Source organism: Arthrobacter sp. AOP36-F1-5 (assembly GCF_058137995.1).
Genome location: NZ_CM176892.1, coordinates 968,690 through 982,645 on the forward strand (window position 1 = coordinate 968,690; position 13,956 = coordinate 982,645).

A 13,956-nucleotide genomic window follows, 5' to 3' on the forward strand; every position below is an offset into this window, starting at 1 on the left:
ACCGTGGTGACGACGGCCCTCTGGTTGAATCGGTGGACGAGGTTAGTATATTGAGTGTTCTTGGGGTGCGGATGGGCCGCACCACCACCCAGACCCGGAGACCTGATGAAAAGCACCTGGCCCCTGATCACCACCGTGACATTGTCCGCAGCCCTCCTCGTCGGCTGTAGCGGCGGTGATTCCGATCCGGAAGATGCTGAAGCCTCCTCCCGGACGGCGCCCGCGACCGCCTCGGCGGGCGAAGCGGCCCCGGGGGACTCGCATCAGGTGCTGGCCAAGCAGGAATACGAGCTTCCCGGTACCAATGACCAGGTCACGGTCGGGATTAAATCCCTGGTCGTGGACGGGGACACCATGAAGCTCACTCTCGTGCTGACGCCCGAGTTCTCCTCCTTGGGGGAGACGGACCAGGTGTCGATCTCCAAGATCACCGATCCGTGGTACCTGAGCCCGCGGTTGATCGACCGGGAACACCATAAGGAGTATTCGATCGTTAGCGATACGTTCAATAAACGGTGGCAAGTGGACACCATGAGCAATACCACCAACGGTGAGCCCATCATCTGGTGGGGAATCTATGCTGCGCCCGAGGACGGGATTGATTCGGTGGACCTCCGGATCTTCGGAGATATGCCCGACTTCACCAATGTGCCCATCCAGCAATGACCCGCCAGTCCATGGCAGCGACGTGATGGAGCAATGGTGACCCGCAACATAATAGTTAGTACCTTGAACAGTCCATGGATGTGGCACGGCCCGTATCTGCACTCGAACCCCGGAGACCTGATGAAGAAGACCTGGCCCCTGATCACTACGGCTGCCGTCGCCGCGATGCTGTTGGCTGGCTGCAGCGCTGGAGACTCCCCGCAGTCCACCACCGGGACCAGCGGTTCCTCGTCCCCGTCGTCGTCCGGTACCTCCGGCGATGATGGCCAGGACGTGGCGGAAGACTCGGACATTGGTATCGCCGAGATGGATACGAGCAAGGTGTTGGCCGAGCAGGAATACCAGCTTCCCGGGACCAAGGACAAGGTCACCTTCGGGGTCCAATCCCTGGAAGTGCAGGGGGAGACGATGAAGCTCACCCTGGTGTTGACTCCGCATTTCACTTCCGTGAGCGAGTCGAAAACCCTGCCCATCTACGAACTGACTGGAGAGGGCGCGTTGGATCCGTTACTGATCGACCGGGAGAACCTCAAGGAGTACTCGGTCATTCGCCAGCTGAGTGACCTGTGGACCGTCGACCGCCTGCATACCAAGACCACCAATGGCGAGCCGGTGATCTGGTGGGGGATGTATGCCGCCCCCGAGGACGAGATCGACGAGGTGGATCTGAGGCTGTTCGGTGACATGCCCGAGTTCACGAAGGTGCCGATCGAACGATGAGGACGATGACCAGGCGCGCACTGCGCGGATCCGCCGTTGTTCTGGCCACGTTGATGGTGGCCCCGGTGATCGCCGTCGCGGACACCACCCAGTCCGAGGACTTGCCCGAGCCCACGAAGGGTCAACTGGCGAAGTCGGTGCATGTCTGGGATCCGACCAGAGGAGTGCACACCTGGAAACTCAAGGGGGCGGTCTCAGAGGTCGAACAGGTGGAGACCAAGGACGAAGAAACGACGATCACCCTCTCGACCGACATCCTCTTCACTCCCGACAGCTCCACGTTGCCGGGGACCGCTGCGCAGCGGATCGAGAAGCTCGTGAAGGACGTTCCGAAGGGGGCCAGGATCCGGATCGACGGGCATACGGATTCGGTGAAGGGGAAGGTGGACAATCAGAAGCTATCCACCGACCGGGCGAAGTCCGTGGCCACGGTGGTGTCCACGAAGCGCCCGGATCTCAAGACCAAGGTCGCAGGCCATGCGGATACCCAGCCGGTGGAGCGCGAGGACCCCAAGGATCCGTCGACCCGGGCGGCCAACCGTCGCGTGGAAATCACCTATCACGGTTAAAAAACGGCAAGTCAGCGAATAAGTGCACACTGGCGTGATGTAGGAAGCGTCACCTTCGTTAGGTATGGGTTACCTTCCTCGGGTAGCCTGAAGGCGTGTTGAAGATTCGTGGGTTGAGCAAGACCTTCTCCGGACGCGCCGGACAAGAGCCGGCGCAGGCACTGGACCAGGTCGATATCGACGTGGCCGAAGGCCAATTCGCCACCATCCTGGGCCCCTCGGGCTGCGGGAAAACCACCCTGCTGCGTTCCATCGCCGGCTTCGAGGACCCCAGCGCGGGAACCATCAGCATCGACGGCCGCGACGTGGCCGCCAACGGACGCTCCCTGGTCTCCGCCCACGAACGCGGAGTCGGTATCGTCCCGCAGGACGGGGCCTTGTTCCCGCACCTCTCGGTGGCCCAGAACATCGGATTCGGGCTCACCGGCCAGCCCCGCCGCGAACGCAACCGCCGGGTCGCCGAGGTCCTGGAACTGGTCGGCCTGGACAACCTCGGATCCCGCCGCCCCCATGAACTCTCCGGCGGCCAGCAGCAACGCGTCGCCCTGGCCCGCGCCATCGCCCCCAACCCGCGGGTGATCCTGCTCGACGAGCCCTTCTCCGCCCTGGACGCCTACCTGCGCCAGTCGCTGCGCGAGGAAGTACGCACCCTGTTGCGCGATATCGGTGCCACCGTGGTGCTGGTGACCCACGACCAGGGAGAAGCCATGACCCTGGCCGACCATCTCGTGGTGATGCGCGAGGGCAAAGTGGTCCAGGCCGGCAAACCGCGCGAAACCTACTTCCGTCCCTGCGATATCGAGCTGGCCCGCTTCCTGGGCGACGCCGTCGTCGTCGACGGGGACATTCCCTGCGGGGCGGCCACCGGCACCAGCGGCTCCACCGTCTCCTGTGCCTTCGGCGAGCTCGCCATCGGCTCCTGGCACGGCAGCCCGGGGCTCTGCGACGTGCTGATCCGTCCGGAGAACATCACCGTGCGCGGCGCCGGCGAGGGCGTTGGCCTGCCCGGGGTCGTCGGCACCGTCGTCGACCAGTCCTTCTACGGCCACGACGGCGTCCTGCAGGTGGCCATCCCGCAGCTTCCCGAACGGGTTCCCGTCCGGGTCATGGGGGACCAGGCCTTCGACGTCGGCCAATCCGTGACGCTGTCGGTGGACCGGGCGGTATGCACCTACTAGGCCCACCGGCACCCCACAGCCCCCTCCACTAAGGCGCACACGACGCCGCTGTCTTCCGTGCGCCAGCGCGGTCCGTACCCATCCATGCAACACAACCGAGTTAGGTCCAGACGTATTCGTATGTTCTCCACTCTTTCCCGGCGGGTCTTCGCCGCCACCGCAGTTGTTTCCCTGGCCGCCCTGACCGGATGTTCGGCAGGTGGCGCCGATTCCGAATCCAACGCGTCGAATTCCGGCGCCGCGGGCGAAGATACGACACTGACCGTCTACACCGACCAGCACGCCGAACTCATCGAGGGCCTGACGAAGGCCTACACCGATGAGACCGGCGTGAAGTTCAACATCCAGGCCGACGCCACGGTGGGCCAGATCGAAGCCGAGGGCGATGCCGCCCCGGCCGACGTCTTCCTCTCCGAGGATCCGGGCCCGGTGGCCCAGCTGGGCAAGAAGGACCTGCTCACCGACATCGACCAGGAGACCCTGGACCAGGTCCAGCCCGAGCTGAACTCGAAGAAGGACCAGTGGGTGGCCTACGCGGCCCGCACCCGGGTGCTCTACTACAACCCGGAGAAGATCGACGAAGCCGACCTCCCCGAGACCCTGATGGACATCAACGACCCCGAATACAAGGGCAAGTTCGCCTGGGCCCCCTCGGGAGCGTTCGTGGCCACCACGCAGTACCTGATCTCCACCATCGGTGAAGCCAAGACCAAGACGTTCCTGGAGGGGCTGAAGGAGAACGGCGTCAACGAGCAGAAGAACGGCAACGTCCGCGACACCGTCGAAGCCGGCAAGCACGCCATGGGCCTGTCCAACCACTACTACTGGTGGATCAAGGCCGATGAGGTCGGCGGTGTCGATGAAATGACCTCGAAGATCCACCACTTCCCCGAAGCCGACGCCGGCAACCTGATCCTCTCCTCGGGCGCCGCGATCATGAAGTCCTCCGACCAGCAGGAGGCCTCGGCCGACTTCGTCCAGTGGCTCACCGCCGCCGACGGCGGGCAGAAGCTCATTGCCGAAGGCGACATCGACGTCTCCGGGGCCCAGTACCCGGTCGCCAAGGACACCGAAAGCAAGATCGTCGGATCCCTCGATGACGTGAAGTCCCCCGACTACGACATGGACATCATGGCCGACCAGGCCGAGGCGGAGAACCTGCTGAAGTCCTTGGGTATGTCCAGCTGATCTTGCCCACCCGCACCGGAAAGCCGACGGCGACCGCATCCCTTGCGGTCGCCGTCGGTGTGCTGTCACTCCTGCCGGTCAGCTATCTGTTCATCGCCGGTTTCTCCCTGGCCGACATCCGCCAGCTCTTCGCTTTCCCCACCACGGTGCCCGATATCGCCCGGACCATCGGGCTGACGCTGTCGGTTTCGGTCCTGTCGATCCTGCTGGGGGTCGCGGCGGCCAGCCTGGTGGTGCGCACCGACATCCCCGGACGCAAACTGCTCACCGTGCTCTTCGCCATGCCCTTGGCCGTTCCGGGGTTCGTCAGCGCCTACGCGGCCTATTCGGCCAACCTGATGTTCGTGCCCCACACCGATCTGGTCACCAATTTCGCCGGGGCGACGGCGGTGCTTTCGCTGACGCTCTACCCCTATGTCTTCCTTCCGGCCGTGATCGCCCTGCGCAATACCGACCCCGCGCAGGAGGAAGTGGCCCGCAGCCTCGGGACCCGTTCGAGCTCCGTGTTCTGGCGGATCGTCGTCCCGCAGCTGCGCCCGGCCCTGGCCGGCGGGGTGCTGATCGTCGCGCTGCATGTGCTCTCCGAATACGGGGCCATGGTCCAGCTGCGCCAACGTACCCTGACCACGACGATCATGGCCGAAATGATCGACTACGGCGACTACTCCTCGGCCCGCTCCATCTCGGTGCTGCTGGCCGTCTTCTCCTTCGGGGTGCTGCTGGCGAACCGGGCCTTTTCCGGACGGACGGTCCCCGGCTCGGTCGGCAGCGGGTCGGTCCGCCCGCCCTCCCGCTGGCGGTTGCGCGGGTCCAAACCGGTGGTCATGCTCGCCGCCCTGGTCGTTCCCGGCCTGGCGTTGGGGCCCACCGTGTTGATGACGGTGCGCGGGCTGACCTCGCCGCATCGGGACGCCGTCGTGCATTGGCCCGAGGTGTTCGCCGCGATGGGCTCCACCCTGGGCTACGCGGGATGGGCGGCGCTCTTCGCCACGATCCTGGCGTTCCCGGTGAGCTGGTGGGTCAGTCGGAAACCCTCGGTGTCCTCGCATCTGACCGAACGCTCGATCTGGGTGGCCCACTCGGTGCCCAACGCGATCCTGGCTCTCGCCCTGGTCTTTTTGGCCACCCGGTTGCTGCCGGGGATGTATAAGACGGCCGCCCTGCTGGTGTTGGCCTATGTGATCCTCTACCTCCCGCTGGCGGTCAGCAACCAGCGGGTCGGCATGCAGGCGGCCCTGGTGAAGTACGACGACGTGGCCGCCTCGCTGGGGTCCGGCAGCGTCCGCAGGTTCTTCCGGGTCTCGCTGCCCCTGGCACTGCCCGGGGTGGTCACCGGCGCCCTGCTGGTGGGCCTGGACGCCAGCAAGGAGCTAACCACCACGTTGATGCTGCTGCCCTATAACTCCAAGACCCTGGCCACCGGCCTGTGGGCCACCACCAACGGGGAGTCCCTGGACTTCACCGCAGCCGCCCCCTACACGCTGATGCTGGTGATCCTGGGGTCCATCCCCGTCTTCCTGATCGTCCGGCGCACCCTGCGCTACGTGCGCTAGGGGCGCCGTCGCTCAGGACTCGACGAACTGTACTTCGCCGGTGGCCGCCCCGGTATGCAGGTCCCAGAAGGAGCCGGCAATGGCATCGGGGTCGAAGAACGTCCCGGCCTTCACCACGCCGCCGATCGTGACGGTGCCGACGGTGACGCCGGTCCCGGCCAGCTCATCGGCCAGGGTGAAGACCAGGTTGCGCAGTCCGGCCTTGCCGATGGCCGCCGAGACTCTCGAGGCCACCGGGTTTACCCCCAGCATCCCTCCGGTGAACAGCAGGGTGCCCGACCCACGCTCCCGCATGGCAGGGGCCACCAGTTGGGCGCATTCCAGCGCGCCGAGGACGTTGACCGCGAAATCGTGGCTGACATCGTCCGCCGCCACCTCCAACGGTGTGCCGACGGTGATGGCCCCGGCGTTGTAGTGCAGCACGTCGGGGGTTCCATACTCGGACTCCAGTGTGGCGAAGGCCCGGCGCAGGCTTTCGGGGTCCGTCACATCGGCGACCAGGGAGTGGGCTTCGATGCCGGCTGCGCGTAATTCGGACACGCGCTCGTCCAACGCCTCGGCACTCCGGGCCAGCAGGACGACGGCGAATCCCTCGGCCCCGAACCTGCGGGCGACCCCGGCACTGACGCCCGGTCCGGCGCCGACGATGGCGATGAGTTTCTTCTGCATGGGGCCTTCCTAGTCCAGCGTGGAGGTGTCGATGACGGCGCGGTAGCGAACCTTCGAGGACATGACCCGGTCGTAGGCCTCGTTGATCTGCTCGGCCGCGATCAGTTCGGTGGCCGCCTCGACGCCGTGTTCGGCGCAGAAGTCCAGCATCTCCTGGGTTTCGCGGATGCCGCCGATGAGCGATCCGGCGAAGGAGCGCCGGGCCCCGATCAGCGAGAACGCGTTGAGCGAGAGCGGGGCCGGCGGGGCCCCGAGGTTGGTCAGCGTCCCGTCCAGGGCCAGCAACGAGAGGTAGGCATCCAGATCGATCTCGGCGCTGACGGTGTTCAGGATGAAGTCGAAGGAGCCCGCCAGCCGGGTGAACGTCTCCGGGTCGGAGGTGGCGTAGTAGTGGTCGGCGCCGAAACGCTTGCCGTCCTCCTGCTTGGAGAGGGTCTGCGAGAGCACGGTGACCTCGGCTCCCAGGGCGTGGGCGATCTGCACCCCCACATGGCCCAGCCCGCCCATCCCGACGACGGCGACGCGGGAGCCGGGGCCCACGTTCCAGTGCCGCAACGGTGAGTAGGTGGTGATGCCGGCGCAGAGCAGCGGAGCGGCGGCGGCGAAGTCCAGGGCCTCGGGGATGGACAGCACGAAGTCGGCGTCGACGACGACGGCGGTGGAGTAGCCGCCCTGGGAGATGGTTCCGTCGCGGTCCACGGCGCCGTAGGTGCCCACGTTGCCGCTCGTGCAGAACTGTTCCTCGCCCTTGAGGCAGTTCTCGCACTCGCGGCAGGAGTTGACCAGGCAGCCCACGCCGACCTTATCTCCGACCTGGTGGCTGGTGACCCCGGAACCAATCTCGGTGACCAGCCCGACGATCTCGTGGCCCGGGGTCAGCGGATAGTGCTGCTCACCCCAGTCGCCCTGGACCGTGTGGATGTCGGAGTGGCAGATGCCCGCATATTTGATGTCGATGAGCACGTCGTTCACGCCGACGTCGCGACGGTGCAGGGTGGTGGGGACCAGGGGTTCGTTCTCGGCGGGGGCGGCATAGGCGTTGACGGTGAGCATGGTGTCCTTTGCGGTGCGCCGGACCGGGGGAGCGGCGGTGGGTATCGGGGACGAAACGAATCGATCGGGGATGAAGTACGATGACCAGCGTAGTACGATGGTTCTCGTATTAGCTAATCATTTCCCGTACCGGAAGATGGGTTGATGACTTCCCCCCGCACCCTGGAGCACCCCGAGACCGGTGAACTGAACCTGGATGCCGTCCTGGCGGCCCTGGCCGATCCGATCCGGCGGCGGATCGTGGTCCAGTTGGCCCACGGACATCAGGACCAGGCCTGCATCGGATTCAACCTGCCGGTCAGCCGGTCGACCTCCACCCACCATTTCCGGGTGTTGCGGCAGGCGGGGGTCATCGAACAGCGCTACCGGGGCACCGCCATCCTGAACTCGCTGCGCACCGCCTGCCTCGACGAACGCTTCCCCGGGCTGCTGTCCGCCATCGTCGCCGCCGAACCGCCCGTGGACGGCGCCTTGCCGCACCCCGTCTGACGTTCCGGCCCTCGAACCGCAGGATATCCGGCACCCCGACCCCCTTCCCCTTGAGGGTCTATTTTGGAATGATACTTTTGGGATACGGAAAAGAGAGGGGTTTCGGCGATGCTGATCCGCAATGTCAGGCCATGGGGCGGGGAAGCCGCCGACGTGGAAATCGAAGGCGCCCGCATCACGGCGATCAGGCCCCGCACGGCAGCAGGCGGGACCGCCGGTGACCCCGCGCCCGGGACGTCATCCGCCGGAGCCGACGAGCTCGACGGCCGGGGACGACTGCTCCTGCCGTCCTTCTCCGACGTCCACGTCCACCTGGATTCCACCCGGATCGGTCTGCCCTTCCGCGAACACACCGGTGGGCCCGGGGTCTGGGCGATGATGATGAACGATCGGGCGAACTGGCGCCACGCCGAGGTCCCCTTGCCCGAACGCGTCGCCGGAACCCTGGAACGCATGATCGCCTATGGCACCACCCGGGTGCGCAGCTTCGCGCAGATCGATGTGGACGCCGGACTGGAGAAGTTCGAGGCCGTGCTCGCCGCCCGCGAGAAGTTCGCCCACGCCGCCGAGGTCCAGATCATGGCCTTCCCGCAGGCCGGCCTGCTCATCGAGCCCGGGACCATCGACCTGCTGGAGGAGTCGCTGAAGCTCGGCGCCTCGGTCATGGGCGGGATCGACCCCTGTCAGCTGGACCGCGATCCGGTGAAGCATCTGGACGTGGTCTTCGATTTGGCACAGAAGTACGACGTCGATGTCGACATCCACTTGCACGAACCCGGCCAGCTGGCCGTCTTCAGCGCCGAGCTGGTCTTCGAACGCGTCCGGGCCCTGGGGATGCAGGGGCGGGTCACCCTCTCCCACGCCTACGAGCTCGGGGCCGTCTCCGACACGGTGACCGCGGCCATGATGGACCAGATGGCCGAACTGGACATCTCCTGGACCACGATCGCCCCCGCGCGGACCGCCCCGCAGTTCAACCTGGCCGCGATGAGCGCGGCAGGAATCCGGGTCGGGCTCGGCCAGGACGGCCAACGCGACTACTGGAGCCCCTACGGGAACTGCGATCTGCTGGATCGGACCTGGCAACTGGCCTTCACCCATCAGCTGCGCCGCGACGAGGACATCGCCCACTGCGCCGCCATCGCCTCCATCGGCGGGGCCTCGATCATGGACCGCACCGCCCCTCGACTGGGAGACGTCGCCGACCGCCCGGGACTCGCGGTGGGGGACCGTGCGGACCTGCTGCTCTGCCCGGGCGAGACGGTGACCAGCGCCATCATGGACCGCGAGGCCGACCGCACCGTACTGCACGACGGCCGCGTCGTCGCCGAAGGACTCCATGTCAGCTGATACCTCGCCCCCGTCGCCGCCGTCCACCGGTTCCGACGCCGCCCGGCTGCTGGGACTGTTCGCCGCGGCAGCGGTCGGGTTGAACCTGCGCCCGGCCATCACCTCCGTGGCCTCGGTCCTGGACCAGTTGCCGGCCCAGCTGGGGGTCTCCGATACCGGCATCGTGGTCCTGTCCTCGCTGCCGGTGGCGGCCTTCGGGCTCAGCGCACCCCTGGTGCCCCGGCTGGCCCGCAGATTCGGGGTCAACGGGGCGTTGCTGCTGTCCATGGGGGTGCTCGCCGCCGCCCTGCTGCTGCGGGTCCTCTTCCCGGTGCTCCTGCTGCCCGGGACCCTGGTCGCCGGTGCGGCGATCATGGGCGGCTCCGTGCTGATGCCGCAATACCTCAAGCAACTCCAGGCAAGCCCCCGGGCGATCGGGGTGGCCACCACCATGTTCGCCGTGGGGGCGGCCCTGGGCGCCGCCCTGACCCGGCAACTCTCCGATGCGGTCTCCGCGGCCGTCGCACTGGGGGTCTGGGCCCTGCTGGCGGCCCTGGCAGGCGCCGTGCTCTATCTGGCCCGCCGTGCCGCAGCGCACGGAACGGTGGAGGACTCCGAGGCGTGGACGGGTAGATCATCCACCGGTTACGGAGTCGTCCCCCGGGCCGCCGGACAACGCTGGACCACCTCCTTGATCGTGGTGGTCTTCGGGCTGCAGGCCGTACTGTATTTCTTCGTCGCCGGATGGCTGCCCACGGTGCTGGGCGAAGCAGGAACGGATGCGGGAACCGCGGCGAACCTGCTGGCCTGGTTCAGCGTCGTGGGCTTCATCTCCACCATGATCACCCCGATGCTCGTGGTCCGTCCGGTCATGCTGCGGGTCACCGCCCTCGTCATCGGCGTCGGTATCGCCGGCGGCGTGCTGTGGTTGACCGTCGTCGTTCCCGGGCAGGCGTTCGCGCTGGTCTCCCTGCTGGGACTGCTGCAAAGCGGGGCCTTCGGGGTGGCGATGTCGTTGCTGGTGGCCAAGGCGGCCAGCCCCGCCGCCGCGGGAACCCTCTCGGCCCTGGCCCAGGGGATCGGGTTCGTGCTGGCCGCGATCGGCTCCGCCGTCGTCGGCTCCCTGCGGCTGTCCACCGGCTCCTGGGACGCCGGATTGTGGATCATGGCGGCACTGGCCCTGGTGTTCGGGGCGGCGGTCATCGCCGTGGCCGGCCGCCCGGCGATCGGCCAGCGGGTCGCGGAGCCCCAGGCCCCGGTGGGCTCCGGAAACCGCTGAGCAGCGGTCCGCGGGCCTCGCCCCGGCCGGGTTCCCGGCGTACCGTAGGGGCAGGGGTTAGTGCCGATCGGAAAGTGATATGAAACCAGCCAGCAAGAAGTGGATGCCCGCCGTAGCCATTCCGGCAGCGATCGCCGCCGTGGCAGTCGGAGCCAATGTGTCTGCTTCGGCCGCCCCGGAGCTGGAGGCCAAAACGCCCGAACAGGTCATCGAACTGATGGCCGCGTCCGATCTCGAGGCGTATTCCGGCCAGTTCGGCACCTCCACCCGGTTGGGTCTACCGGCACTGCCCGACGCCGGGGCCCCCGCCTCCTTCGGCCCTCCGGCCCAGGCGCCCTCGGACGATGACGGGCCATCGAACGCGGCGAAATCCGCCCCGGCTTCGGAACCGTCAGGGGCCCCCGGGGCCGGTGACTCCAGCGACGCACCACTGGCGAAACTACTGAGCCTGGTCTCCGACAGCCATAAGGCCCGGGTCTTTGTCGATGGTGCCGATCAGGCCCGGCTGCAGGTCTTGGGAGACATGGAGGAGCAGGACGTCATCCTCAATGGCACCAGCCTGTGGACCTATGATTCGGCGGCGAAGAAGGCAGTGCACATGACCCTGCCGAAGAAGCCTTCGGCGGCCCATGAGGGCCCCGGCGCAGGGAAGTCAGGTGCCGCGGCATCGGGCGACGTGGCGCCCCGGACGCCGGCGGAGCTGGCCGAGACCTTCCTGTCAGCAGCCGAGGGATCGACGCAGGTTTCCGTGAAGGAAGGCTCGACCGTTGCCGGACGGGCCGTCTACAACCTGGTCCTGGACCCGAAATCCAAGCAGACCCTCGTGGACGAGGTGACCATCGGCGTCGACGCCGAAACGGGGGTTCCGCTGGCGGTCACCGTCGCTGCCGTCGATCAGGACGCCCCGGCCATCAACGTCGCCTTCACCTCCTTCACCCCGAAGGCCCCCGACGCGGCACGCTTCGACTTCACCCCGCCGGCCGGCGCCACGGTGACCGAGAAGAAGGTGCCGAAGCACACCGACAAATCAACAAACTGGCCCAAGCACACCTTCGGGGCACCGCATGAACGCCCGGCGCCCTCGGACGCCCCGAACGGTGACGGACACTGGCCCGCAGACGAAGCGAAGGACGGGGTCGACGGCGAGGGCTGGGATACGGTCACCACCATTCCCGCCGACAAGGTCCCGGCAGAGCTGAAGGACTCCACGATGCTCAACGCCCTGGCCACCGAGGTCGACGGCGGAAAACTGCTGCACACCTCGCTGGTCAACGTCCTGATCACCGACGACGGCCGCGCCGTCATCGGCGCCGTGCAGCCCTCCCGGCTGCAGGCGGTGGCCCGGGCCGACGCCCGGTGACCGGCGCAGCCGCCACGGCTGGCAGCGCCAACGCAGCCGCCAGCACGGCCCACACCGGCGAACTGGCCATCGAGACCAGCGGGCTGAGCAAATCCTTCGGCCGCCGCCACGCGGTCACCGATCTGGATCTGGCCGTCCCGCACGGATCGGTCTTCGGGTTCCTGGGTCCCAACGGGTCGGGGAAGACCACCACCATCCGGATGCTGCTGGGTCTCGCGAGCCCCAGTAGCGGGACCATCAACGTCCTCGGTCGGCCCATGCCGACCGCCGCCAAGGACGTGTTGCCGCGGGTCGGGGCGCTGGTGGAAGGCCCGGCCTTCTACCCGTTCCTTTCCGGCCGGGCGAACCTGCTGCGCCTGGACGCCGCCAATCCCCGGGCCGATGCCGAAGATCGCCGACGGCGCGTGGACCGTGCCTTGGAGACCGTCGGCCTCGCCCAGGCCGCCGGGCTGGCCGTGCACGCCTACTCGCTGGGAATGAAGCAGCGACTCGGGATCGCCAACGCCCTGGCCACCGATCACGAACTACTCGTCCTGGACGAACCCACCAACGGCTTGGACCCGCAGGGAACCCGGGAAGTCCGTCACCTGATCGCCTCGATGGCCGGAGCCGGGACCACGGTCTTCATCTCCAGCCACCTGCTCAGCGAGATCGAACAGATGTGCACGCACGCAGCGGTGATGAGCAACGGCCGCCGGGTGGCCCACGGGACCCTGGAGGAACTACGGGCCGACGGCACTGCCTCCGCGGTCCTGCACACCCCCGATGAACAGGCCGCCCGCGCCGTGCTGGCCCGCATGGGTCTCGGTCTCGTGGAAGCCGCGGCAGGCACCTCGACAAGTACTGAAAGAGGCGCCGCCGTCGTTCCCGAAGGGGGCGCAGCCGTGGAGGCGAGCCCGGCAACGGACACCGTTGTCGTGCGAGGTGCCATGCCCGAGGGGGCTGCCACCGCCGAGGAGATCGTGGCGGAACTGGTGGCCGCCGGGGTACGGGTGCGCGGTTTCGCCATTGAGCGGCCCAGCCTCGAGGAACGGTTCGTGGCGTTGACGGGGGAGGGGTTCGATCTTGCCCACTAGTGCGTTGTTGCTTTCAGAGCTGGGGATGGTGTTTCGACGCAGGCGCACGTGGGCGATGCTCGCGGCACTGGGGGCTGTTCCGGTCCTGATCGCCGTCGCCGTCCGGCTCACCTCCTCGGAGGTTCCCGCGGGCCATGGTCCGCAGTTCCTGGACCAGGTGGCCGGCAACGGACTATTCGTGGCGATCGTGGGGATGTTCATGTGCATTCCGCTGTTCCTGCCGTTGACCGTTGCCGTGGTCTCGGGAGACACCATTGCCGGAGAAGCAGGGCACGGAACGTTGCGCTATCTGCTGCTTGCTCCCGCCTCCCGGGCCCACCTGTTGTTGGTGAAGTACCTCGGGGCGTTGGCCTTCTGCCTGGCCGCGGCGTTGACGGTGGCAATCTGTGGTCTGCTGATCGGGGCGGCCCTCTTCCCGGTGGGGCCGGTGACCTTGCTATCGGGGGACACCATTGCCCTCGGCGCCGCCGTCCTGCGGATCGTGCTGATCGCCGGCTATGTTGCCTTATCGCTCTGCGGGCTGGCGGCGGTAGGCCTGTTCATCTCCACCCTGACGGATGTTCCCGTGGGGGCGATGGCAGCCACCGCCGTGCTCTCGGTGGCTGCCCAGATCCTGGGCCAGCTGCCCCAACTGGACTGGTTGCATCCCTGGTTGTTCACCCATGAATGGTTCGGATTCGCCGATCTGCTGCGTGAACCGATCCTGTGGGGATCCTTCGGCCGGAACGCCTTGCTGCAGGGCGGCTATGTCCTGGTTTTCGGCGCCCTGGCCTATGGGCGGCTGAGCACCAAGGACATCCTGTCCTGATTCAAGGAGATCAGAGGCC

General features: G+C 67.2%; 14 protein-coding genes. 12 read left to right on the forward strand and 2 right to left on the reverse strand.

Annotation, left to right across the window (positions count from 1 at the left end; translation table 11 throughout):
• Positions 1–105: 105 nt before the first annotated feature.
• The 6 genes from AC3ZI9_RS04430 to AC3ZI9_RS04455 all read left to right on the forward strand — a co-directional run bounded on the left by AC3ZI9_RS04430 (position 106) and on the right by AC3ZI9_RS04455 (position 5,874).
• Complete coding sequence (locus AC3ZI9_RS04430; RefSeq protein WP_444566420.1) at positions 106–666, forward strand: hypothetical protein; 561 nt, start codon at positions 106–108, stop codon at positions 664–666.
• Between the two features lie 78 nt (positions 667–744).
• Positions 745–1,386: a hypothetical protein gene (locus AC3ZI9_RS04435; RefSeq protein ID WP_444566419.1), complete on the forward strand. Its 642-nt coding sequence runs from the start codon at positions 745–747 to the stop codon at positions 1,384–1,386.
• Positions 1,387–1,391: 5 nt separating this feature from the next.
• Positions 1,392–1,955 (forward strand): OmpA family protein, encoded by a 564-nt coding sequence (locus AC3ZI9_RS04440; RefSeq protein WP_444566418.1) that lies wholly within the window; start codon positions 1,392–1,394, stop codon positions 1,953–1,955.
• 95 nt (positions 1,956–2,050) lie between these two features.
• Entirely contained in the window at positions 2,051–3,133 is a 1,083-nt protein-coding gene (locus AC3ZI9_RS04445) for an ABC transporter ATP-binding protein (protein WP_444566417.1), read from the forward strand.
• A gap of 120 nt (positions 3,134–3,253) precedes the next feature.
• Complete coding sequence (locus AC3ZI9_RS04450; RefSeq protein ID WP_444566416.1) at positions 3,254–4,321, forward strand: extracellular solute-binding protein; 1,068 nt, start codon at positions 3,254–3,256, stop codon at positions 4,319–4,321.
• Positions 4,322–4,323: 2 nt separating this feature from the next.
• On the forward strand, positions 4,324–5,874 hold the full coding sequence (locus AC3ZI9_RS04455; protein ID WP_444566415.1) for an ABC transporter permease: 1,551 nt from the start codon (positions 4,324–4,326) through the stop codon (positions 5,872–5,874).
• Positions 5,875–5,886: 12 nt separating this feature from the next.
• Here the strand turns inward: AC3ZI9_RS04455 and AC3ZI9_RS04460 are convergent, their stop codons facing one another.
• Positions 5,887–6,543, reverse strand: coding sequence for an SDR family NAD(P)-dependent oxidoreductase (locus AC3ZI9_RS04460; RefSeq protein WP_489923872.1), 657 nt, complete (start codon positions 6,541–6,543; stop codon positions 5,887–5,889).
• Positions 6,544–6,552: 9 nt separating this feature from the next.
• Entirely contained in the window at positions 6,553–7,596 is a 1,044-nt protein-coding gene (locus AC3ZI9_RS04465; protein ID WP_489923873.1) for an NAD(P)-dependent alcohol dehydrogenase, read from the reverse strand.
• Between the two features lie 144 nt (positions 7,597–7,740).
• On the opposite strand from AC3ZI9_RS04465, the gene AC3ZI9_RS04470 reads away from it, so the two are divergent.
• The 6 genes from AC3ZI9_RS04470 to AC3ZI9_RS04495 all read left to right on the forward strand — a co-directional run bounded on the left by AC3ZI9_RS04470 (position 7,741) and on the right by AC3ZI9_RS04495 (position 13,937).
• Positions 7,741–8,085 carry an ArsR/SmtB family transcription factor gene (locus AC3ZI9_RS04470; protein WP_489923874.1) on the forward strand — a complete coding sequence of 115 codons (345 nt, stop codon included), beginning with the start codon at positions 7,741–7,743 and terminating at the stop codon, positions 8,083–8,085.
• Positions 8,086–8,193: 108 nt separating this feature from the next.
• Positions 8,194–9,435 carry an amidohydrolase family protein gene (locus tag AC3ZI9_RS04475; RefSeq protein ID WP_489923875.1) on the forward strand — a complete coding sequence of 414 codons (1,242 nt, stop codon included), beginning with the start codon at positions 8,194–8,196 and terminating at the stop codon, positions 9,433–9,435.
• Positions 9,425–10,693 (forward strand): MFS transporter, encoded by a 1,269-nt coding sequence (locus AC3ZI9_RS04480; RefSeq protein ID WP_444566410.1) that lies wholly within the window; start codon positions 9,425–9,427, stop codon positions 10,691–10,693. Before AC3ZI9_RS04475 ends, AC3ZI9_RS04480 begins: the two co-directional genes overlap by 11 nt.
• A 79-nt stretch (positions 10,694–10,772) precedes the next feature.
• Positions 10,773–12,053, forward strand: coding sequence for a LolA family protein (locus AC3ZI9_RS04485; RefSeq protein ID WP_444566409.1), 1,281 nt, complete (start codon positions 10,773–10,775; stop codon positions 12,051–12,053).
• 62 nt (positions 12,054–12,115) lie between these two features.
• Positions 12,116–13,129 carry an ABC transporter ATP-binding protein gene (locus AC3ZI9_RS04490; RefSeq protein ID WP_444566469.1) on the forward strand — a complete coding sequence of 338 codons (1,014 nt, stop codon included), beginning with the start codon at positions 12,116–12,118 and terminating at the stop codon, positions 13,127–13,129.
• Between the two features lie 4 nt (positions 13,130–13,133).
• On the forward strand, positions 13,134–13,937 hold the full coding sequence (locus AC3ZI9_RS04495) for an ABC transporter permease (protein ID WP_489923876.1): 804 nt from the start codon (positions 13,134–13,136) through the stop codon (positions 13,935–13,937).
• The last annotated feature ends 19 nt before the right edge of the window (positions 13,938–13,956 follow it).